General features: G+C 64.0%; 19 protein-coding genes. 4 read left to right on the plus strand and 15 right to left on the minus strand.

Annotation, left to right across the window (positions count from 1 at the left end; all coding sequences use genetic code 11):
* Positions 1–37: 37 nt before the first annotated feature.
* On the minus strand, positions 38–2293 hold the full coding sequence (gene katG / locus D8767_RS17410; protein ID WP_016715686.1) for a catalase/peroxidase HPI: 2256 nt from the start codon (positions 2291–2293) through the stop codon (positions 38–40).
* A gap of 348 nt (positions 2294–2641) precedes the next feature.
* On the opposite strand from katG, the gene D8767_RS17415 reads away from it, so the two are divergent.
* Positions 2642–3544, plus strand: coding sequence for a LysR family transcriptional regulator (locus tag D8767_RS17415; protein ID WP_016715685.1), 903 nt, complete (start codon positions 2642–2644; stop codon positions 3542–3544).
* A 42-nt stretch (positions 3545–3586) separates the two neighbouring features.
* Here D8767_RS17415 and D8767_RS17420 read toward each other — a convergent pair whose 3' ends face one another.
* Entirely contained in the window at positions 3587–4465 is an 879-nt protein-coding gene (locus D8767_RS17420; RefSeq protein ID WP_016715684.1) for a DMT family transporter, read from the minus strand.
* Positions 4466–4712: 247 nt separating this feature from the next.
* On the opposite strand from D8767_RS17420, the gene D8767_RS17425 reads away from it, so the two are divergent.
* Positions 4713–5537, plus strand: coding sequence for an aldo/keto reductase (locus tag D8767_RS17425; protein WP_016715681.1), 825 nt, complete (start codon positions 4713–4715; stop codon positions 5535–5537).
* Between the two features lie 97 nt (positions 5538–5634).
* Here the strand turns inward: D8767_RS17425 and D8767_RS17430 are convergent, their stop codons facing one another.
* The 5 genes from D8767_RS17430 to D8767_RS17450 all read right to left on the minus strand — a co-directional run bounded on the left by D8767_RS17430 (position 5635) and on the right by D8767_RS17450 (position 10918).
* The gene (locus tag D8767_RS17430; protein ID WP_016715680.1) at positions 5635–7731 is read right to left on the minus strand and encodes a bifunctional diguanylate cyclase/phosphodiesterase; all 2097 of its coding nucleotides are present in this window, start codon (positions 7729–7731) and stop codon (positions 5635–5637) included.
* A 163-nt stretch (positions 7732–7894) separates the two neighbouring features.
* Complete coding sequence (locus D8767_RS17435; RefSeq protein ID WP_016715679.1) at positions 7895–8389, minus strand: GNAT family N-acetyltransferase; 495 nt, start codon at positions 8387–8389, stop codon at positions 7895–7897.
* A 116-nt stretch (positions 8390–8505) separates the two neighbouring features.
* A complete protein-coding gene (gene catA, locus D8767_RS17440) occupies positions 8506–9441 on the minus strand; it encodes a catechol 1,2-dioxygenase (protein WP_016715678.1) in 936 nt (311 codons plus the stop codon).
* A gap of 43 nt (positions 9442–9484) precedes the next feature.
* The gene (gene catC, locus D8767_RS17445; RefSeq protein ID WP_016715677.1) at positions 9485–9775 is read right to left on the minus strand and encodes a muconolactone Delta-isomerase; all 291 of its coding nucleotides are present in this window, start codon (positions 9773–9775) and stop codon (positions 9485–9487) included.
* A 21-nt stretch (positions 9776–9796) separates the two neighbouring features.
* Positions 9797–10918 (minus strand): muconate cycloisomerase family protein, encoded by a 1122-nt coding sequence (locus D8767_RS17450; RefSeq protein ID WP_016715676.1) that lies wholly within the window; start codon positions 10916–10918, stop codon positions 9797–9799.
* 135 nt (positions 10919–11053) lie between these two features.
* On the opposite strand from D8767_RS17450, the gene catR reads away from it, so the two are divergent.
* Both catR and D8767_RS17460 read left to right on the plus strand, forming a co-directional pair.
* Positions 11054–11926 carry an HTH-type transcriptional regulator CatR gene (gene catR, locus D8767_RS17455; RefSeq protein ID WP_016715675.1) on the plus strand — a complete coding sequence of 291 codons (873 nt, stop codon included), beginning with the start codon at positions 11054–11056 and terminating at the stop codon, positions 11924–11926.
* 113 nt (positions 11927–12039) lie between these two features.
* Positions 12040–12231, plus strand: a complete 192-nt coding sequence (locus D8767_RS17460) for a hypothetical protein (protein ID WP_028699620.1) — start codon at positions 12040–12042, stop codon at positions 12229–12231.
* Here the strand turns inward: D8767_RS17460 and D8767_RS17465 are convergent.
* From D8767_RS17465 to D8767_RS17500, 8 genes are all read right to left on the minus strand, one after another.
* Positions 12228–13061, minus strand: coding sequence for a helix-turn-helix transcriptional regulator (locus tag D8767_RS17465; RefSeq protein ID WP_016715672.1), 834 nt, complete (start codon positions 13059–13061; stop codon positions 12228–12230). The two genes, D8767_RS17460 and D8767_RS17465, sit on opposite strands and share 4 nt — an antisense overlap.
* 53 nt (positions 13062–13114) lie before the next feature.
* A complete protein-coding gene (locus tag D8767_RS17470) occupies positions 13115–14527 on the minus strand; it encodes an aminotransferase (RefSeq protein WP_016715671.1) in 1413 nt (470 codons plus the stop codon).
* 34 nt (positions 14528–14561) lie between these two features.
* A complete protein-coding gene (locus D8767_RS17475; RefSeq protein WP_016715670.1) occupies positions 14562–15665 on the minus strand; it encodes a polyamine ABC transporter substrate-binding protein in 1104 nt (367 codons plus the stop codon).
* A 116-nt stretch (positions 15666–15781) separates the two neighbouring features.
* A complete protein-coding gene (locus D8767_RS17480) occupies positions 15782–16483 on the minus strand; it encodes an NAD(P)H-dependent oxidoreductase (protein ID WP_016715669.1) in 702 nt (233 codons plus the stop codon).
* Positions 16484–16526: 43 nt separating this feature from the next.
* On the minus strand, positions 16527–17705 hold the full coding sequence (locus tag D8767_RS17485; RefSeq protein WP_016715668.1) for a pyridoxal phosphate-dependent aminotransferase: 1179 nt from the start codon (positions 17703–17705) through the stop codon (positions 16527–16529).
* A gap of 24 nt (positions 17706–17729) precedes the next feature.
* Positions 17730–18959: an alanine racemase gene (gene alr / locus D8767_RS17490; protein ID WP_016715667.1), complete on the minus strand. Its 1230-nt coding sequence runs from the start codon at positions 18957–18959 to the stop codon at positions 17730–17732.
* A gap of 34 nt (positions 18960–18993) precedes the next feature.
* Complete coding sequence (locus D8767_RS17495; RefSeq protein ID WP_028699623.1) at positions 18994–20601, minus strand: 5-guanidino-2-oxopentanoate decarboxylase; 1608 nt, start codon at positions 20599–20601, stop codon at positions 18994–18996.
* The gene (locus D8767_RS17500; RefSeq protein WP_016715664.1) at positions 20594–22711 is read right to left on the minus strand and encodes an acetate--CoA ligase family protein; all 2118 of its coding nucleotides are present in this window, start codon (positions 22709–22711) and stop codon (positions 20594–20596) included. The genes D8767_RS17495 and D8767_RS17500 overlap by 8 nt, the downstream gene beginning before the upstream one ends.
* Positions 22712–22714: the final 3 nt, after the last annotated feature.

A 22714-nucleotide genomic window follows, 5' to 3' on the forward strand; every position in this document is an offset into this window, starting at 1 on the left:
ACTGCAAAGGGGGCGCGATGCGCCCCCGGAAACACTGCTACTTCAGGTCAAAGCGATCCAGCTCCATGACCTTCTGCCACGCGGCCACAAAGTCCCGGACGAACTTGTCACCCCCATCACTGCTGCCATACACCTCACTCAGCGCCCGCAACTGGGCATGCGAACCAAACACCAGGTCAACCCGGCTACCGGTCCACTTCACCTGCCCGGTCTTGCGATCGCGGCCTTCGAAGCTTTCGTTGTCTGCCGAAGTCGCCTTCCATTCCACGCCCATGTCCAACAGGTTGCGGAAGAAGTCATTGCTCAAGGTGCCGGGCTTGTCGGTGAACACGCCCTGCTTGCTGCCGCCATGGTTGGCGCCCAGCACGCGCAGGCCACCGATCAGCACGGTCAGCTCCGGCGCGGTCAGGGTCAGCAACTGGGCCTTGTCCAGCAACAGCTTCTCGGCCTTGACGCTATAGCGAGCCTTGGTGAAATTGCGGAAACCATCGGCCAACGGTTCCAACACGGCAAACGATTCGACATCGGTCTGCGCTTGCGACGCATCGACACGGCCCGGGCGGAACCCCACGCTGCCACTGTAGCCGGCATCCTTGGCGGCCTTTTCAACGGCGGCGGTACCCGCCAGCACGATCAGGTCGGCCATCGAGACCTTTTTACCGCCATTGTTGAAGTCGGCCTGAATCTTCTCCAGCGCCGCCAGCACCTTGTCTACACCCTGGTTTGCAGCCCAGTCCTTCTGCGGCGCCAGGCGCAAGCGGGCGCCATTGGCACCACCGCGCTTGTCGGAGCCACGGAAGGTCGAGGCCGATGCCCAGGCGGTGGAAACCAGCTCGCCCACGCTCAAGCCCGAAGCTAAAACCTTGGCCTTGAGGGCCGCGATGTCTTGTTCACTGACAGTGGATGCCTCAGTTTTGGGCAACGGGTCCTGCCACAGCAGCTCTTCATTGGGCATTTCCGGGCCCAGGTAACGCGCAAGCGGGCCCATGTCGCGGTGGATCAGCTTGTACCAGGCGCGGGCGAAAGCATCCGCCAACTGCTCAGGGTTGTCCTTGAAGCGGCGAGCGATCGGTTCGTAGATCGGGTCGAAGCGCAGCGCCAGGTCGGAGGTGAGCATGGAAGGCGCGTGGCGCTTGGCCGGGTCATGGGCATCCGGCACGGTGCCTGCCCCCTTGCCCTCCTTCGGCCGCCACTGGTGGGCACCGGCCGGGCTCTTGGTCAGTTCCCAGTCGAAGTTGAACAGGTTGTTGAGGTACTCGTTGCTCCATCGGGTGGGGGTCGAGGTCCAGGTCACTTCCAGGCCGCTGGTGATGGTATCGCCACCCTTGCCGCTTCCGAACTTGTTGGCCCAACCCAACCCCTGCAGCTCCAGGCCTGCAGCTTCCGGCTCCGGGCCGACGTTGTCGGCAGGGCCGGCACCGTGGGTCTTGCCGAAGGCGTGGCCACCTGCAATCAGTGCCACGGTTTCTTCGTCGTTCATGGCCATGCGGCCGAAGGTCTCGCGGATATCCTTGCCCGAAGCCACCGGGTCGGGGTTACCTTCCGGCCCTTCCGGGTTCACGTAGATCAGGCCCATCTGCACGGCGGCCAGTGGGTTTTCCAGGTTGCGCTCGGCCGACAAGTCGCGGTTCTGCTCTTCGCCATGTTTGGCCGGCTCGGCCACCAGGTCACCCTGGCCTGGCGGCTGCGCCTTGACCTGGTCCTTGCCGTAGCGGGTATCGCCCCCCAACCAGACCTTTTCCGAACCCCAGTACACATCTTCATCGGGCTCCCACACATCGGCACGCCCGCCCGAGAACCCGAACGTCTTGAAGCCCATGGATTCGAGGGCGACGTTGCCGGTAAGCACGATCAGGTCGGCCCAGGAAATCTTGTTGCCGTACTTTTGCTTGATCGGCCACAGCAGGCGCCGGGCCTTGTCCAGGCTGACGTTGTCCGGCCAGCTGTTGAGTGGGGCGAAACGCTGCTGACCGGAGCCTGCGCCACCCCGGCCATCGCCAATGCGGTAGGTACCGGCGCTGTGCCAGGCCATGCGGATGAACAGCGGGCCGTAGTGGCCGAAGTCGGCGGGCCACCAGTCCTGCGAATCGGTCATCAAGGCGGTCAGGTCTTTTTTCAGGGCCTGGAAGTCCAGGCTCTTGAACGCCTTGGCGTAATCGAAGTCCGGGTCAGGGCTGGACTTGGACGAATGTTGGTGAAGAATTCTCAGGTTGAGCTGGTCAGGCCACCAGTCACGGTTGGTGGTGCCGCCACCTGCGGTTTGATGGAACGGGCATTTCGATTCGTTCGACATCTGCGGGTACCTTTGGGTCGGTTATCCAGATTTCCGGTCTATGCCAGGTGTTCTTTCAGCCGAGCGTGTGGGCTCGTGCTACCCCTCATCAGGTCTACACGGGGCTTGCGAAGCTGTCACGGCGGGCAGGTGCGGTCTTGCATGCAGGTGCTGACACACCGCCCGCTCGCGGAATTCGCGGGGCCAGGGGAAAGACTAGCCGAGCTTGGGCAGACTTCTAATAGAGTGGCTGTTAGGGGGTGATAGGCTGGCTCTGTCAGGCGTTGGCAGGCACATCCATACAAGGCAAGCAGGCCGCCCACATGCTTCAATACACCGCCAAGCCCTTACCCCCGGAACCCGAGCCCAATGAACCGCAACGACCTGCGCCGCGTCGACATGAACCTGCTGGTGCTGTTCGAAGCCCTGATGATCGAACGCAACCTGACCCGCGTGGGTGAAAAGCTGTTCATCACCCAGTCCACCGTCAGCGCCGCCCTCGCCCGCCTGCGCGAGCTGTTTGACGACCCACTGCTGATCCGTAGCGGCCGGGCCATGGAGCCCACGCCAAGGGCCATGCAGATCTTCAGGGAGCTGGGCCCGGCCATGGACGTGATTTCCGCCGCCATCAGCCGAGCCCGCGAGTTCGACCCGGCCAGCAGTTGCAACGTGTTCCGCCTGGGCCTGTCGGACGATGCCGAGTTCGGCCTGTTCCCAGCGCTTCTGCAGGCCCTTCGCGAAGAGGCCCCGGATATCAGCGTGGTGGTACGGCGTGCCAACTTCCTGCTGATGCCCGGCTTGCTGGCCAGCGGTGAAATTTCGGTCGGTGTGAGCTACACCACCGACCTGCCGGCCACCGCCAAGCGCCGCAAGCTGCGTAACATCGGCGTGCGGGTGCTGCGCGCCGACGACCGCCCAGGCCCGCTGACCCTCGACGAATACTGCGCCCGCCCGCATGTGATGGTGTCGTTCTCCGGCGACATGAGCGGCAATATCGACCTGGACCTGGCGCGCATCGGTCGTTGCCGCAAGGTGGTGCTGGCAGTGCCGCAGTTCGGCAGCCTGCGCGCCCTGCTACGCAATACCGAGATGATCGCCACGGTGCCGGACTACGCCGCCTGCGCCCTGGCCGACGACGGCAGCTTACGCGCCGACCCGGCGCCGTTCGATATCACCGAGGCAGAGCTGTCGATGGTGTGGAGCGGTGCCCAGGACAACGACCCCGCCGAGCGCTGGTTGCGCGAGCGTATTTTGCAGTTTATGGCTCGGTAGGTGCTTGGCTGAAGAAGTTTGGCGTTTGTGAGATCGAGCGCCTCATTTACGCCGCTGCATCCACGCCGCCCCCAGCCCACTGAGGCAAATCACCGAAATACCCACCAGACTCAAGGTATCCGGCACCTGGCTGTAGATCACGAACCCGAGCAACCCGGCAAACACGATCTGGCAGTAGCTGAACGGTGCCAGCAACGCTGGCGCCGCATGGCGGAAGGCCTGGGTCAGCAGCAGGTGCGCCGTCATGCCAAAGCCCCCCAACGCCAGCATCAGCAGCGCATGGTCCCAACGCGGCATTTCCCAGAAGAACGGCACCAGCGCACTCAACGCCAAGGTGTTGCACAGCCCCGCATAGAAGTTGCTGGTGGTCGGGCTGTCGTGCGCCGCCAGGATGCGCGTCAGCAGTTGGTAGAAGCAGAACCCCAGCGCCGAACCGAACGGGTACAGAATGGCAGGGGTGAACATTGCTCCCCCCGGGTGTACCACCACCAGCACGCCGATAAAGCCCAACACCACCGCCACCCACTGCCCCACCGTCACCCGCTCTTTGAGCAGCGGCGCCGACAGCGCGGTGACCAGCACCGGGGCAAGAAAGTTGACTGCCGTGGCCTCGGCCAGCGGCAGGTATTGCAGGCCAGCGGTAAACAACAGGCTGGTGCTGAGCAGGCTCAATGCACGTAGCGTCTGCAACAGCGGCCGACGGGTGCGCAGCACGTTCATACCCGACTTGGGCAGAAAGATGCCGGCCATCAGCAGCGTATGCACTAAATAGCGTGCCCACACCACCATGATGATCGGGTACAGGCCGCCAAGAAACTTGGACAAGGCATCGTGGCTGGCAAACAGAAACGTCGCCACCACGACGAGGGTGATGCCACGCAGAGGTTGGTTGACGCCGGACAGCGGTGTGCTGGAACTCATGGCTCTCTCGATGACGGCGCGCCAGCAGGCAGCGCCCAGGGAAGGCCGCACAGGCATGGCCTGGCGGATGCAACAGTTCGGATTCTAGAAGAGATGGCGCAGCATAAGGAAGTTCAATTGCCGCTTGTCCAGGACGACTGCAAATTCTGTTCGCTGATCGACCACTTTGTGCCCCGCACGCATGGCCCGTGCCGTGCTGATCGCCGACCATCGACGGCGAACCCTGCACACCCTACAAGGAATTTACATGCAAAGGCTCACCACCCGTAACGGCCTGGCCCTGCCCGCAATCGGCCTGGGCACCTGGCCGATGACTGGCACCGAGTGCACCCAGGCCGTGCGCCAGGCGCTGGACGTGGGTTACCGGCACATCGATACCGCCACCGCTTACGACAACGAAGCGGCTGTCGGCCAGGCCCTGCGCGACAGCGACGTGCCGCGCGAGCAGATCCACCTGACCACCAAGGTGTGGTGGGACCGCCTGGAACCCAAGGCCATGCGTCAGTCACTGGAAGACAGCCTGCGCGCGCTGGGCACCGAGCACGTCGACCTGTTCCACATTCACTGGCCCGGCCAGGACTGGGACCTGGCCCGCAGCATCGAAACGTTGGTAGCGCTGCGTGACGAAGGCAAGGCGCGGCACATCGGCGTGGCCAACTTCCCGCTTGGGCTGCTGCGCCAGGTGATGGAAACCCTGGGCGCACCGTTGTCGGCGATTCAGGTGGAATACCATGTACTACTTGGCCAGCAACCGCTGCTTGATTACGCGCGCCGCCATGACCTGCTGCTCACCGCCTACACCCCACTGGCCCGTGGCCAGGCAGCGGCGCAGCCGGTCATCCAGGAAGTTGCCCGTAAGCATGGTGTGCTGCCTGGCCAGGTGGCACTGAAATGGCTGCTGGACCAGGACGGCGTAGCGGCGATCCCCAAGGCCAGTAGCCGCGAAAACCAACTGGCCAACCTGGCAGCGCTGGACGTGCAACTGGATGACGAAGACCGTGCGGCGATTGCCGGGTTGCCGAAGGATCAGCGCGTAGTGAGCCCGGCGTTTGCGCCGGACTGGAATAGCTGAAATTCATAAGCGCGACACAGGCCTTGTGGGAGCGGGCACGCCCGCTCCCACAAGGATTGCACAAGTTTTTAGATTTTGAGTAAGACCGCGTAAGCCGTCAGCCTGGCGTAATGACCTGCTTCAACCGCTCGCTCGCCGGTGCCGGCCGCCCGTACAGGTAACCCTGAAAGTGCGAACACCCTTCCGCCGCCAACCGACGCATCTGCTCTTCCGACTCCACCCCCTCGGCCGTGGTCTTGATCATCAGGCTGTTGGACAGGTCGGTAATGGCGCGAATGATCGACATTGCTTCGCGGCTGTCGCACATGTCGTGCACGAACGACTTGTCGATCTTGATCCGGTCGAACGGAAACGACCGCAGGTACCCCAACGATGAGTAGCCGGTCCCGAAGTCGTCCAGCGAGATGGACACACCCAGGTCTTTCAGCGCACGCAAGGTGCGCACGTTTTCTTCGCTGTTGCCCAGCAGTACCGATTCGGTAATTTCCAGCTCCAGCCGCTGCGGCGGCAGGCCTGAGTCGGCCAGCGCCAGGGCGACGATATGGACAAGGTTGCCATTTTTGAACTGCACGGCCGACAGGTTGACCGACACGGTCTGTTCGCTGTCCCAGCTGGCCGCCTCCTGGCAAGCCAGGTTCAGTGCACGCGTGCCCAGTTCGTGGATCAGCCCGGTTTCTTCAGCGATGGGGATGAAGTCCATGGGCATGACCATGCCACGGGTCGGGTGCTCCCAGCGCAGCAACGCCTCGTAACCGGTAACGCTGCTGGTCTGCTGGTCGACCACCGGCTGGTAGTGCAGCTGCAGCTGGCCCAGATGCAGCGCGGTACGAAGGTCGGTTTCCACTAGGCGGCGCTGGCGGGCCGCGACGTCCAGCTCGACGTCGAAACACTCGTAGCGGTTGCGGCCATTGCGCTTGGCCTCGTACAGCGCCATGTCGGCATAACCGAGCAATTGCTCGGCCTGGTCGTTGTCATCGGGGGCGATGGCAATGCCGATGCTGACCCCCACAGTGAACTGGTGCCCCTCGATCTGGAACGGCGGGCAGATGGCGTTGATCAACCGCTGCGCGGTGTTGCATGCGGCATCTCGGCCATCCAGGCCGGTCAGCACCACGGCAAACTCGTCACCACCCAGACGCGCCAGAGTGTCGTGCTCGCGCAACTCGCGGCGCAGGCGTTTGCCCAGCTCGCGCAGCAGCTTGTCGCCAAAGGCATGGCCCAACGAGTCGTTGATGTTCTTGAAATTGTCCAGGTCCAGGCACAAGGCAGCGGTCAGCTTGGCGTTTTCGCTGCCGCGCACCAGGGCCTGTCGCAGGCGTTCGTTGAACAGCGTTCGGTTGGGCAACCCGGTGAGCGCATCATGGTGCGCCATGTGGTGGATCTGCGCATGGGCGGCCAACTCTTCAGTGGCGTCCTCGGCGACGAACAGCACGTAGTCAGCCTGGCCCTCGCGGTTCTGGCTGAGCAAGGTGCGGCTGCGAAGGGTGCGCGGGCCGCGGGCCGTGTCGACGCGGGTTTCGGCGGCATGGCCCTTGGTACTGCGGGCACCACGCGCCAGTTGCTGCTCAAGGTAGCCGGCCGCTGCGGGGGCAAGGCAGTCACCGGGCAACTGACCGATCATGCTGCGCCCCGGCCCGCCGAACAGGCGCTCGGCCTGCTGGTTGGCCAACAGGATGCGCTGGCTTTCCAGGTCCTGGACGATGACGCTGGCAGGAATGTTGGCAATCACCGAATCCAGAAACTGAGACAGCTTGGTCATTTCCTGGCTGTACTGCTCGGCCAGTTCCTTGGCCTTCAGCAGCTCCTGCTCCTGGTGGTGGCGCTCGGAAATGTCGCGGGTGACCTTGGCGAACCCCACCAGTTGCCCGGCATCGTCATGCACCGCTTCGATGACCACATGGGCGTGAAAGGCAGTGCCATCCTTACGCAGGCGCGAACCCACTTCTTCAAAGCGCCCGGTGCTGCGCGCCTGCTCCAGGTTCAGCGCCGGCAGCCCGGCTGCACGCTCGGCATCGGTGTAAAACAACGAGTAATGCTGGCCGACAATTTCATCGGCATGGTAGCCCTTGGCACGTTGGGCACCGGGGTTCCAGTTGGCGACAATACCCTCGGGGGTGAGCAGGTAGATGGCATAGTCCACCACGCTCTGGATCAACAGCCGGTACATGATGTCGGGGTTTGCAGCTAGCGACATGAACTTTACCTGAACCCTCGAGGGGCATGAGAAGGGACCCCGGCACACTGTGGCCGGGTCTTGGTATGCGTTGATGGCATTATGCCGCTCATGACGATTTTGTGAAGCGGTTCACAAAAATCTCGCTATTCCCCTTCAAGGACGAACGAAGACAGATAAAGCCTCAATGGCGGGCGCCACTCACCAGGAAATTCAGCAAGTCAGGCTCATCGTCCAAGGCAATCGCCTGTGCCGGGCGCGACAGGTTCGCCAGCACAGCCTTGCAGAACGCCACAGCGGGCGGATCCTGTGCGTAGCAGCGCAGCAACCAGTCGCCCTCACCGCTCAACAGCTGCAACGCCACCGCCTGCCCAATACCCTGGCGGCGGTATTTCTTCAGGATGAACAGGTCGGCCAGTTCGAGGGCATCGAGGCCCGGCAGCTCGCTGCGTTCCACCAGTACGAAACCGGCGATGAAGCCGTCCGCCAGCACCAGGTAGGCGCCCCAACCGTCGTCCTGCCAGTAGCGCTGCAGGTGCTCGTCGTGGATGTAGAAGCGGCCATCCACTTCGACATCTTCCTGCTCCCAGTCGGAGGACTCGTAAGAGTAGAACTGGTAAAGGTTACGGATGAGCGGGGCCTGGTCGGCGGTAGTCGGTAACAGTGCAATCGGGAGCATGGTGCGGGCTCGGGGTAAAAGGCCGATTCTAGATGACAAGCGGCCGACAGCAAAAAGCCCAGGCCCTCCCCGCACGGAAAGGCCCAGGCCAAAACACTGTGAATCCAGGCTAGAACTCAGCCCTCCTGCAACGCACGCGGCCGATGGCTGCGCGCTTCGGCCTCCGGCGCTGCAGCCGCCTGCAGGTGGAAGTCGAACGCCAGTTCGGCAAAGCGCTCGCCCTGAACACCGCGATCACGCGCGGCAGCGGCATCTTCGACAAAGCGCAGCTCGCCAATCAACCCGTCACGGGTGGCGTAGGCGAAGTCATCCCACAGGTACTTGTCGCCCTCGAAGTTGATCTGCGTGGTCAGGTGGCGGTACCCAGGTGCCGAGATGAAGAAGTGCACGTGCGCCGGGCGCTGGCCGTGGCGGCCGAGCAGGTCCAGGCATTCCTGGGTCGGGCCATGCGGGTCGCAGCCGTACCCCGACGGCACGATGGAGCGCGCACGGTAGCGGCCCTCGGCATCGGTGATGATGCGGCGGCGCAGGTTGTATTCGGACTGAGTCGAATCGAAGTACGAATAAGTGCCCTGGGTGTTGGCGTGCCAGAGATCGACGGTGGCACCGGCCAGCGGCTTGCCGTCGGCATCGAACACCTGGCCCTGAAGGAACATCACCACACCCGGATCGGTGCCGTCATCCATGCGCGCTTCGCCTTGCGCCAGCGGCGCACCGGCCACGTACAGCGGGCCTTCGATGGTGCGCGGTGTGCCGCCACCCAAGCCGGCTTCGGCGTCCTTGGCGTCTTGCAGCAGGTCGAGGAAGTGCTCGATACCCAGGCCTGCGGCCAGCAGGCCCGCCTCGTTACGGCCGCCCAGGCGGTTGAGGTAGTCAATGGCGTGCCAGAATTCGTCTTCGGTGATTTCCAGGTCTTCGACCAGGCGCGCGGTGTCCTGCAGGACGCGCAGGATGATCTGCTTGAAGCGTGGGTTGCCCTCGGCATGGTCAAGGCCAGCTACCTTGTTGAAGAAGGCTTGAACATCGGCAGTGTGGGAAATTTTCACGGTCATCGTGCTTACCTCGTATTGTTCTTGTCGGGTAGTCAGGTGCGAATCAGCGGTCGTCGCTGTGGATCGACGAAGGGTGCCGGCACAGGCCGTTCACCTCGATGTCCATGTACGGGAACAGCGGCAGTTGCATCAGGGTATCGTGCAGCGCTTCGACGCTGGGCACATCGAACACGCTGTAGTTGGCATAGTGCCCGGCAATGCGCCACAGGTGGCGCCAGGTGCCCTCGCGCTGCAGGCGCTGAGCCAGTTCTTTTTCATCGGCCTTGAGCTTGGCTGCCTTGGCCGGGTCCATGTCGACCGGCAGTTTCACGGTCATCTTCACGTGGAACAGCATGATTTTCTCCTTGCTTGCTGATCAGCGACGGGCGAAGCGCGCCAGGCGCTGTTCGTCCAGGGTCAGGCCCAGGCCTGGGGTACGGGGAATATGCAGCTGGAAGTCGCGGTACTGCGGCGGCTCGTTGACGATTTCTTCGGTCAGCAGCAGCGGGCCGAACAGCTCGGTTCCCCAGGTGAGTTGGCGCAGGGTAAGGAAGGCATGGGCCGACGCCAAAGTGCCGATCGAACCTTCGAGCATGGTGCCGCCATACAGGGCGATACCGGCGGCCTCGGCGATTTGCGCGGTGCGCAATACGGCACGCGGGCCGCCGTTCTTGGCGATTTTCAGGGCGAAGATGCTGGCCGCGCCGTCGGCGGCCAGGCTGAAGGCGTCCTCGACGCTTTCGATCGACTCATCGGCCATGATCGGCGCCGGGCTGCGCTGGTTCAGGCGCACCTGGCCACCCCGGTTGATGCGTGAAATCGGTTGTTCGATCAGGTCGATACCGTTGTCGCCCAACACCTGGCAGGCGCGAATGGCCTGGGATTCGTCCCAGTACTGGTTGACGTCGACGCGCACGCTGGCGCTGTCGCCCAGCTCACGCTTGATGGCCACCACGTGCTTGAGGTCTTGCTCCACCGGGTTGGCACCGATCTTCAGCTTGAACACGCGGTGACGGCGAATTTCCAGCATGTGCTGAGCTTCGGCGATGTCGCGGGCAGTGTCGCCACTGGCCAGGGTCCAGGCCACTTCCAGGCTGTCACGCACACGGCCGCCCAGAAGCTCGCTGACCGGCAGGCCCAGGCGCTTGCCCTGGGCGTCGAGCAACGCGCTTTCGATACCCGACTTGGCAAACGTATTGCCCTTGGCCAGCTTGTCCAGCCTGAGCATGGCAGCGTTGATGTTGTCTGCCGCCAAGCCGATCAGCGCAGGCGCCAGGTGCGCATCGATATTGGCCTTGATGCCCTCGGGGCTTTCGTAGCCATAGGCCAGGCCACCGATGGTGGTGGCCTCGCCGATACCTTCCACGCCATCGCTGCAGTGCACGCGCAATACCACCAGGGTCTGTTGCTGCATGGTGTGCATTGCCAGCTTGTGCGGGCGAATGGTCGGCAGGTCGACGATAATTGCTTCTATGCGTTCAATCAGCGCGCTTGTCATTGTAGCCAGGTCCCGTCAGGTCGGGCTGCCAGTGGCAATCCCGAATGGTGCATTTACTTGCGTGTTCAAGGATTGCGCGAGACCCTGGTGACCGTCCAATATCAAATGAATCTCCCACCATACCCTGGAGGTCTTGTGGAGCTGCGCCACCTGCGTTACTTCAAAGTCCTGGCCGAAACCCTCAATTTCACCCGCGCCGCCGAGCTGCTGCACATTGCCCAGCCACCACTGAGCCGGCAGATCAGCCAACTGGAGGACCAGCTCGGTACCCTGCTGGTGGTACGCGAACGCCCGCTGCGGCTGACCGAGGCGGGTCGCTTCTTCTATGAGCAGACCTGCACCGTGTTGCAGCAATTGCAGAATATCAGCGACAACACCCGGCGTATTGGCCAGGGCCAGCGCCAGTGGCTGGGCATCGGCTTTGCCCCCTCGACCCTGTACAACGTGCTGCCGGAGCTGATCCGCGAGCTGCGCCAGGACAGCGAGCTGGAACTGGGCCTGAGCGAGATGACCACGCTGCAGCAGGTAGAAGCGCTGAAGAGCGGGCGCATCGACATCGCCTTCGGGCGTATTCGCATCGATGACGCGGCCATTGCGCAACAGGTATTGCGCGAAGACCCGCTGGTGGCCGTGCTGCCCAAGGGCCACCCGCTGGCGGGCAGCCCGCTTAGCCTTGCCCAGCTGGCGAGCGAGGCCTTCATCCTCTACCCGGCCAACCCCCGGCCCAGTTATGCCGACCACGTACTGGCGCTGTTCGCCCAGCACGGCATGAGCATCCGCGTCAGCCAGTGGGCCAACGAACTGCAAACCGCCATCGGCCTGGTGGCGGTGGGCGTGGGGGTGACCCTGGTGCCGGCGTCGGTGCAACAGCAGCACCGTACCGATATCGAGTATGTCGGGTTGCTGGATAGCGGCGCGGTCAGCCCGATCATTCTTAGCCGCCGCAAGGGGGATGTTAGCCCGGTCGTGCAACGGTGCCTGACATTGATCGAACGGCAGGCACTGTAGGTAAGCCACAGGGTATGTGATCGGCTCAGATAGGTGGTTGAGTGCGCCGTCGGTAGGCCACCAGCAAGAACACGAACCACAACGGCATCACGCCATTGGGCGAGGTATAGGACGTGGCGATCATCACCGCCGCCGTGATGATGAGTAGCACGATGGCGACGATCTTGATGCAGCGCCATGCCAATGGCGAGCCTGAACACCTGATCAGCGTGTTCGAGGACATCAGCGCCGAGCGTCAGGAACATGAACGGCTGCAGGCATATATTGCCGCGCTGGAAACTCGACTGGCCAAGATCAGTCTCTAATTTTCGAGGGGGTCGCCGCGCAACCAGTCGATGAACCGTGCAAACAACTCGGACTGGGAGTTGATCTCCAGCTTCAGGTACAGGTTCTTGCGGTGCATGCGCACCGTCTCAGGCGAGATACCCAGCTCCAGCGCGGTCGACTTCACCGAATGCCCTCGCAAGATCATGTGTGCCACCTCGCGCTCGCGGTCGGTCAGCACCTGGCAGCCAAAGCTGTCGAACGCCGCCTGCAAGCCGCCGCGCTCAACCGATGCAGTGCCAGGCTCCAGGTTGTGTCGGGCATAGCGCCCCAGCAGTTCGCGCACCATAGGCTCCAGCGCCCGCAGCAGGTTGATCTGCCCGGCACTCAGGGGCGTACCGCTGCAACCCTGGAACAGGCTCAGCGATAGCTTGCGGCCCGCGCAGAGGTCGACGATGTAGTAGCTGTCTTCGCTGCAACCGGTGCCCAGGTAATAGGCCTTGTAGTAGTCGCTGTCGAAGAAGTTGTCGGGGGCGATTTCCTGTAGGTGGTAAAAGCCTTCGGCCAGGCCGCCTTGCACGGCCAGGCAGAACGGGTCGAGCAAGTAACCGGCACTGAAGTAGCGTTCCAGCACCGCGGCGCGGTGCCGTTCGGGAATGCCTTGCTGGTATAAAAGCTGCGGCGCCCGCCCCTGGCACTCCAGGCTGATCATCATCGATTCCACCTGCACCAGCTGGCCGATGGCAGCGGCTACATGCTCCAGCGCCTCAGGCGTTTCGCTATTGGCCAGCGCACGCTGCAACGCCGCATGCCATTGCTGCAGCGCGCCCATGGTGAGGGTAAGCGGGGTGTCGGGGGTGGCCTGGGTCATGCCCGGCAGTCTAGCCTGCCAGGCACGCCCCCGCACAGCCCTTTGCGCCAGGTTCATCGGCCCCGGTACAGGCCAAGCGCGGTGAGTTCGCGCGCGGTCTCGATGATGCACTGGCGCAGGGTCTCGACGATTTCATCCACCTGCGCATGGGTGATGATCAACGGCGGCGACATCACGTTCAGGTGCATGATCGGGCGTACCAGCAGCCCCTTGGCCTGGGCCTTGCTATGGATGCGTTCACCAATGTTCACCTCATCCGGGAACAGCGCCTTGCTGGCCTTGTCGGCCACGAACTCGACGCAGGCCATCAGCTTCATGCAGCGCACATCCCCCACCAGCGGCAAGTCGCGCAGGCTTTGCAGGCGTTGTTCCAGATAGCTGCCAACGTCCTTGACGTGCTCCAGCAACTGCTCGCGCTCGATGATCTCGATGTTCTTCAGCGCCGCCGTGCAGCACACCGGGTGACCGGTGTAAGTGAAACCATGGGTGAAGCAACGGCCCTTGCCCGGCTCGGCGATAACCTGCCAGATGCGCGCGGAGAAAATGCACGCGCCCAGCGGCAGGTAGGCAGAGGTCAGGCCCTTGGCGGTGGTGATGATGTCGGGGGTTACGCCAAACAGTTCTTCGCTGGCGAAGAATGTGCCCAGGCGCCCGAACGAGGTCACCACCTCGTCGGCGACGAACAGGATGTCGTAGGTCTGGCACAGCTGCCACATGCGTTCGAAATAGCCCTTGGGCGGAATGATCACCCCGCCCGAACCCATGATCGGCTCGGCGAAGAACGCTGCCACGTTGTCAGCGCCCAACGAGAGGACCTTGTCCTCGAACTCGGCCACGAGGAAGTCGAGGAACTCGGCCTCGTCCATGTCGTCCGGCGCGCGGTACGGGTTGGGGTTGGAGACGTGGTGGATCAGGTCATGGTGATAATCGAACTCCGGCACCCGGTCGGCGGCCTTGTTGCCGATCGACATGGTAAGGGTGGTAGAGCCGTGGTAAGCGTTGTAGCGGGCAATGATATGTTTCTTGTGTGGCTTGCCGCGGCAGTTCTGGTAGTACTGGATCAGCCGGTAGGCGGTGTCGACAGCGGTCGATCCGCCGGTGGTGAGGAACACATGGTTCAGGTCGCCGGGGGCCAGCTGCGCAAGTTTCTGGCACAGCTCGATGGCCACGTCGTTGGCCATGTCGGAGAACGGGTTGGAATAGGCCAGTTGGCGCACCTGGTCGGCGATAGCCAGGGCCATCTCCTCACGGCCCAGGCCGATGTTGGTGCACCACATGCCGCCAACGGCATCGAGGAAGCGGTTGCCGTGGGTGTCGCGAATGTACGCGCCCTCGCCGGCGACGATGTTCAGTGCGCCTTGCTCGCGGTGCTCGTCGAACACATGGTAGCCGTGCATGTAGTGGGCCTTATCGGCTTCCACCAGCGGGTCGTGGGCGATGGCGAACGCTTTGCTTGGGGTGGCCATGGGCAGCTCCTTGGCGGGAATCGTTGGGCAGTGTTCAGAAACCGGTCTTGACCGTGTTCCAGACCCGGGTGATGGCACGCATGTCCTTGGGGCTCTGGGTTTTCTGCGCGAACAGGCGTTCGCGGGTGGATGAATCGGGGTAGATGGCTGGGTCCTGGCGGATGTCGTCACGCACCAGCGCAGTGGCAGCAGCGTTGCTGTTGGCGTAGTGGATGTAGTCGGTGACCTTGGCCATGGTCTGCGGCTGCAGCAAAAACTCGATGAAGCGGTGAGCGTTGGCTGCATGGGGCGCATCCTTGGGGATGTACAGGTTGTCGAACCAGATCAACGAGCCCTCCTGGGGGATGAAGAACGACAGCTTGATGTCCTTCTTCGCTTCCACCGCGCGGGCCTGGGCGGTGGCGTAGTCACCGGACCAGGTCAGTGCCAGGCAGACATCGCCGTTGGGCAGGCTGGTGAGGTAGTTGACCGAGTCGAACTTGCGAATATAGGGGCGGATGCTCAGCAGCAGTTGTTCGGCGGCCTTGAGATCGGCCGCAGATGCGCTGCGCGGGTCCTTGCCCAAGTATTGCAGGGCCAGCGGGATGACTTCGGTGGGCGCGTCCATCAGGGTGACGCCACAGTCGGCGAAGCGCGAGACGATCTTGGGGTCGAACAGCATGGCCAGCGAGCCGATGGGGGCGTCGGGCATGCGCGCGGTGATCTTGTCGACGTTGTAAGTGACTCCCGAACTGCCCCAGGTGTAGGGCGCCGAGTACTTGAGGCCTGGGTCGTAGCCCTGCAGGTTGTCAACCACTTGCGGGTCGAGGTTGTGCCAGCTGGGCAGTTGCTGCTTGTCCAGCGCCTGGAACACCCCAGCACTGATCAGCGGGGGTACCAGGGATGCGTTGAGCATGACCAGGTCGTAGCCGGAGCGGCCGGTGAGCAGTTTGGTCTGTACCGTTTCGTAGCCGTCGAAGGTGTCGTAGATGACCTTGATGCCGGTGGCCTTCTCGAAGTCGGCCAGGGTGGTTTCGCCGATGTAGTCGGTCCAGTTGTACAACCGCAGCGTGTTACCGCTGTCCACCTCTGCCGCCTGGGCGAGGCTTGCGCCAGACACCAGCAGCAGACCACCCATCACCTTCAGTACCTTGCGCATGGCAACTCCATCGTGTGAATGCTCCGGATCGAGCCGATGGGTTCACTATCGGGGGATTTGCAGAGGGGGGACATACCCCGAATGTGTGGGTGGTCGTTTTTAGTGCTGCGCACAACTTAAGGCAGGGGGTACAAAGCCTCATCAAACTGCGCCAACCGCGGGAACACCAATGGCTGGTCGTCCGAGAGTTGCTCCAGGCGCTGCCGATACTGCTGCAAGAAACCCTGCCGCGCTTCGTCGCTGATGTACGGCACATGCCACGCCACGAACGGCGGCAACACCTCGAACCCCACGTAGGCCAGCGTACCCCGCAGAATCGGCCGCAACATGTCTTCCAGCGGCCCATGAATCGCCCCTTCGCCAAACATGTGCTCGCGCCCGCCCAGGGTCACGGTCACCAGCGCCTTCTTGCCCGCCAAACCACCTTGGTCGTAGAAGCGCTTGCCGCCATAGCACACCCCCGACACCAGCACCCGGTCGATCCAGCCCTTGAGCATGGCCGGCGCCGAGAACCAGAAAATCGGGAAGTTAAGCACCAGCAGGTCAGCCCACAGCAGCTTGTCCAGTTCCTGCTGGATATCCGCAGCGATGGCACCGCGCTTGACCCCCTGGCGTTGCTCCAGTGCATACACCAGGTATTGCGGGTTCTCGCGCTGGGTGAAGTCTTCGGCACTGGCCACCGGGTTCCAGCCCATGGCGTACAAGTCGCTGACCTGCACCTGGTGGCCCTGGGCACGAAAGGTTTCCACGGCCTGGTCGCGCAGTGCGGCGGTAAATGATTGTGGCTCGGGGTGAGCGTGGACGATCAGTACATTCACTCGTGTTCTCCTTGCACAAAACAGGTTGTTTTGCCGCCGTCGCTTAGCCTTGCATCAGCTCGCCGGCACAGCGGGCGATGCGCTGGCAGGCATCGACGAGCGCCTCGTTGCCCAGCACCAGCCCCAGGCGAATATGCCCGGCGGCGCTGGGGCCAAAGGCTTCGCCGGCCAATACCGACACGCCCTGGCTGTCCAGCAGGCGGTCGGCAAAGGCCTGGGCACTGAGGCCGGTTTCGCGGATATCAACCATCACGAACATGCCACCATCGGGCTTCAACGCCTTGAGGCCCGGGCAGCCAGCCAGTTGCTCGCACACCAGGTCACGGCGCTGGCGATAGGCCTCGCGCATGGCGTCCAGTTCGGGCAACTGCTGCTCCAGCGCCACCACCGCAGCGTCCTGAATGAAGTCTGGCGAGCCATACAGCATGCACAAGGCGAGGTTCTCCAGGTGCGTGGCCAGTTCAGCCGAACCGACTACCCAGCCCACCCGCCAGCCCGTCATGGCATGCGACTTCGACAGGCTGTTGAGGGTGGCGGTGCGTTCGGCCATACCCGGCAGGCTGGCTGGGCTCACATGTTCACCCTCGTACAGCAGCTCGCTGTACACCTCGTCGGAAATCAGCCACAGGTCACGGGCGATGCACAATTCGGCGAGTGCTTCCCAGGTCGCACGGGGCAGGCTTGCACCCGAGGGATTGTGCGGGCTGTTCAGGGCCAGCGCGCGGGTGCGCGGCGTGATGCGCTCGGCCACGTCTCGCGGGCAAACACGAAAGCCGTTCTCCGGCTTCACCGGCACCGGTACCACCTTGGCACCACAAGCACCGAACACGGCCTCGTACGTGACATACATGGGCTCGGCAACGATCACCTCGTCGCCCGGATCCAGCACGCACTGGGCCACGCAGTACAACGCGCACTGGGCACCCGCCAACACGGTCACCTGGTCTGCGCTGACCGCCTGGCCGCTGCGCTGCCGGTGGCGGTTGGCAATGGCCTGGCGCAGGGCCAGCTTGCCGCGCACATCGGCGTAATGGGTGTGGCCCGCACGCAGGCTGGCGATGGCCGCGTCAACGATCGGCGCGGGCGTGTCGAAGTCCGGGTCACCTACCGAGAGCAGCAGGATGTCCTTGCCCTCGGCCTGCAACGCCAGGGCGCGGTAGTGGATGTCCCAGGCCGCAGCCCCGTCGCCGGCGATGCGTTGGGTGAGCGTGGCGTAGCGCATGGCAATCTCCCTTCAATGGCGGTTTCAGTCGACGAGGATCTTCGGGTTGGAACTGCCCCACACGGTGTACAGGTCGGCGAGCAACGCGCCATTGATGTCTTCCATTTCGGCCTGGGTGATTTCGCCCCCGGCCTGCTTGCCGAACAGCACCACTTCGTTGCCCCCCTTCACATCCGGGAAGTCGGTAACGTCCACCATCAGCGTGTTCATCGACACCTTGCCCACGACCGGCACACGGTGGCCGTTGATCAGCACATGGCCCTTGTTGGTAAACGCCCGGCGGTAACCGTCGGAATAGCCGACAGTGATATTGGCCAGCCGAGCGTCACGAGCCAAAGTAAAGGTACGGTCGTAACCGACGGTATTGCCGGCCGGGTAGCTGTGCACGGCAGCCACACGCGACTTGAACTGCATGGCCCGCTGGTACTCGGTGTGGCTCGGCACGGTGTCACCGAACAGCGCGCCACCGGTGCGCACCATGTCCAGGCGCGCTTCCGGCACCTCCAGCGTAGCGAACGAGTTGGCGGCGTGCAGGGTGAGCTTGCTGCGGTCCAGCTTGGCGTGCTTGATCAGCCAGTCGGTTTGCTCGTTGAACGCTGCCAGGCCCTTGCGCACATCGTCTTTGTCTTCCACGGCGAAGTGGGTCATCAGCGCGACCAGCTTGAGGTGCTTCTGGTCGGTTACCTGCAGCGCTTCGCCACGGCCGGACCAAGTGGTCATCTCTACCCCGTTGCGGCTCATGCCGCTGGAATTGAGGGCCAGGTGGATGCGCAACGGCTTGCCATTGCGCTCGGCGATGGCGTCGAGTTGGCGGGCGAATTCGGCACTGCCCACCAGTTCTTCCATGTCGTACTGCAAGGCGTCTTCCACTTCGCTGAGGCTGGCCAGGCGTACCCGCACCAGTTGCCCGGTGAAGCCACTGGCGCGGACCACGCGGGCCTCCTCGTTGCTGGCCACCGCCACGCAGGGCACGCCCTGGGCAATGATCGACGGCATCACCAGGCCGACACCGTGGCCATAGGCATCGGCCTTGAGCACGGCACACAGCTTGGACTTGCCGGCCAGTTCGGCCTGCAAGGTGCGGATGTTGTGTTGCAGGGCGCTGGCGCTGATTTCGACCCAGGCGTTGCTGTTTTGCACGGTCAAGGCGGTGGTGCCGTTGTCCATCGACAGCGGCGGCGCAGCGTACAGCGGAGCCTGGCCAGTGATCAGCAGGGCCAGGGAGGCGGCCAGAAGGGTACGGCGAAATGGCATGGTGGTTTCTCTTGTTATGGGTGTTGTGCGCGGTTTAGCGCACACAGGTGTGTTTGAGTTCGATAAAGGTCACGCCGGGTGTGGCGAAGCCAATGGCCAGGTCGGCCTGCAGCGCGTCCAGGTCTCGCGGCTGGCGCACCGCGCAACCAAAGGCGCGGGCCAGGCCGACGAAGTCCGGATTGCGCGGCAGTACGCCGACCGGTTCGATGTCCAGGCCGAGCATGTCGTCACGGATCTGACCGAGGGCGTCATTGTTCCACAGCAGTACGACCAGCGGGCGGTCCAGTTCTTCGACCGCAGTGGCCAGTTCCTGGGCGGTGTAAAGAAAACCGCCGTCGCCCACCAGCACCAGGCCCGGGCGGTGATCGGTGGCGAGCATGCCGCCGATGCCGGCCGGCAGGCCGTAGCCGAGGGTGCCGTAGCCGGTGGGGTGCAGCCAGCTGCGTGGCGCCCGGCTGGCGAAGGCGTAGTTGCCGGTGTAGGCCAGCTGGGTCATGTCGCTGCTGATGAACGCGTTGTCGGGCAGCACGGCGGCAATGCGGTCCAGAATGGCCTGGTGCGTGGCCTGCAGTGGCGCATGCCCGTTGCGGATGGCCTGGCGCAGGTTGGCCACAGCCTCGTGGGCCTGAGCCGGTTCGCGGGCGAGCTCCGGCAGGTGGTCGAGCAAGCCGCACAGGGTTTGCCGGGCATCGCCGTGCAGGGCCATGGCACAGGGGTAGAAGTCGTTGAACTTGCGCGGGTCGATGTCCACGCGCAGCAGTTCACCCGTGATCGGCAGGCGCTCGCGCCAGAAGTCGGTGTCGGCCATTTCGGTGCCCACGGCCAGCACCACATCGGCCTCGCTGATGAGTTGCCAACCGGGCTCCACGCACAGGCTAGAGCCGGCATTGAGTGGCGCGTCCGGTGGCAGCAGGCCCTTGCCGGCCACGCTGGTGAACACCGGTGCCGCCAGGCGAGTGCTCAGCTGCGCCAGTGGCTCGGCAGCGTGCAGCGCCCCCCCGCCGGCAATGATCATCGGCCGCTTGGCCGCCGCTAGCTTCAGGGCCGCCCGGTCGAGGGTTTCCCGGCACGGCTGGCCACGGCCGGGCCGACGCACCACCTCATTGCTCCAGTCGCGGCTTACCGGCGCGGCCAGCACGTCCAGCGGCACCGAAATGTGCACCGGGCGCGGCCGTTCGCTGTCGAACACTGCCCAGGCGCGGGCGATCAGCTCGGGCAGGTCTTCGCCGCGCAGGGCCACAGCAGAAAACGCGGTGATCGGCGCTGTCATGGCGCGCTGGTCCTGGGTTTCGTGCAGGCAACCCCAGCCCTTACCCAGGCTGGCGGTGTGGTTGACGCTGGAAATCACCAGCATCGGGATAGAGTCGGCATAGGCCTGGCCAATGGCGGTGGCGGCGTTGGTCACGCCCGGGCCGGTGATGACAAAGCACACCCCAGGCTTGCCACTGACCCGCGCGTAGCCGTCGGCCATGAAACCGGCGCCCTGCTCGTGTCGGGTCAGCACATGGCGGATGCCACTGCCCGGCAGGCCACGGTAAAGCTCCAGGGTATGCACGCCGGGGATGCCGAACACGGTCTCCACGCCGTAATTGGCCAACAGCCGTACCAGCGCCTGGCCGGCAGTCATGCTGTGGTTATTCATGTCGTTCTCCTTGCGCCTGGCCGAGGCGGATCAACGCGTCGACCGCAGTGGTGCCACGGGCCCCCACCATCAATGGGTTCACATCCAGTTCCAGCAGGTGCCCGGCGTTTTCGCAGGCGTAGTCGGCCACCGCGCGGATGGCTGCAACCAGGGCGTCGAGGTCGGCGGCCGGGCGACCACGGAAGCCTTGCAGCAGGCTGGCGCTGCGCAGGCTCAGCAGTGCGGCACGGATGGCACTGTCGGTGGTGGGCAGCAACAGGCTGACGCTGTCTTTGAGCAGTTCGACCAACACGCCTCCGGCCCCCATCACCAGCGCCAGGGCGAAGTCGTGTTCACGCTTGATGCCGACGATCAGCTCGGCCAGCGGCGGCTCGGCCATGGGTTCGAGCAGTACCTGGTCGAATGCTACGTGCGGGGCGTAGGCGGCGATGCGCTGGCGCATCTGCACCAGTGCGGCTTCCAGGGCAGCAGCATCGCGCAGGTTCAGCGCCACCGCACCGGCCTCGGTCTTGTGTGGCAACTGCGCGCTGACGGCCTTCAGCACCAGCGGGTAACCCACACGTGCGGCGTCTGCCACGGCGCGTTCGGGCGTGCTCAGTACACCCGCTGGCACCGGCAAGCCAAAGGCGCGCAGCGCTTGCTTGGATTGCCATTCGTCCAGCAACCGGTTTTCGCCCGTGAGCGCCTGCGGGCACAACGGTACGCGTGCGGCCTCGCCCTGCTCCAGCAGCCGCTGGCGGTTGCGCTGGTAACCGACGATGCAGCCCCACGCAGCCAGGCCGTCTTCCACGCCCTGCAAGGCAGCGATGCCGCGCGCATGCAGGCGCTCACGCGCGCTGGCGGGCAGCAGCTCGGGGAAGGCCGAGGTGACGAAGCCGATCTTGCCGTGGCGCGCCAGCGCATCGCAGTAAAGCCTTAGCAGCAGGTCGCATTCCTTGCGCTCGCCGGTAAAGGCCGCCGGGTAATCCAGCACCAGCATGGCAGCACCGGCCGGCCCGCTCAGGGTGCTATCGAGCATGCGCTGCAGGGCCGCTTCATCGCCCCAGATGGCTGTGGTGAAATCCAGCGGGTTGACCAGGTTGGCATAGGCTGGCAGCACGCGGGTCAGTGCCGTCACCTGCTCTGGTTCAAGCGTTGGAAGGTTCAACCGGTTTCGCTCGGCATAGTCGGCAATCAGCCCGGCATCACCGCCTGAGCAAGCCAGTGCGATCAGCTCACCGTCTGCCGGCAAGTGCCCGCAAGCGGCGGCCTTGAGGGTTTCGACAAAGCTGACCGGGCCACTGACACGGATCACCCCCAAGCGCTGGAACAGGCTGTCGTACAAGGCATCGGAGCCGGACAACGAGCTGGTGTGGCTGAGCGCCAGTTCAGCACCGATCTGCGACACGCCCGTTTTCAAGGCAATGATCGGCGTGCCCTGTTGCAGCGCTTTGTGAGCGGCGCGCGCGAAGCCCTGCACGTTTTTCAGGCCTTCCAGATGCAGGCCGATCGCCGTTACCCGTGGGTCGTCAAGCAGCACGTCCATCAACTCGGCCACACCCAGTTGCGCCTGGTTACCGACCGAGGCCATGTAGGCCACCGGCAGCGAGCGGTCGCTCATGGACAGGTTGTAGGCGAAGTTACCGCTTTGGGTGAGAATCGCCACGCCCTTCTCCACCTGTTTACCGCCATGGGCCACCGGCCACAGGGCGGCCCCGTGCAGGTAGTCGAGCAGGCCGTAGCAGTTGGGGCCGAGCAAGGCCATGTCGCCAGCAGCGTCAAGCAGGCACTGCTGCAACTGGCGGCCCTCCTCGCCACACTCGGCAAAGCCCGAGGCATAGCAGATGGCGCCACCGGCCCCGCGTGCAGCCAACTCGGCCACACACTGCAGGGTCAGCTCGCGGTTGGTGGCGATGAAGACCGCGTCCGGGGCATAGGGCAAGTCGGCCACCCGCGCTACGCAAGGGATGCCCTCCAGGCTTTCGTGCTGCGGGTTGACCAGCCACAGCTCGCCACCAAAGCCCCCTTCCGCGCAGCGCTTGAGCGCCCGCGCCATGCTGCGCCCACCAACGAAGGCCAGGTGCCGGGGCGCCAGCAGGCGCTTGAGGTTGTCACGAATCGATTGCGACATGTG

The sequence above is a fragment of the Pseudomonas sp. LTGT-11-2Z genome (assembly GCF_003691445.1).
In the GTDB taxonomy this organism is placed as follows: Bacteria; Pseudomonadota; Gammaproteobacteria; order Pseudomonadales; family Pseudomonadaceae; genus Aquipseudomonas; species Aquipseudomonas monteilii.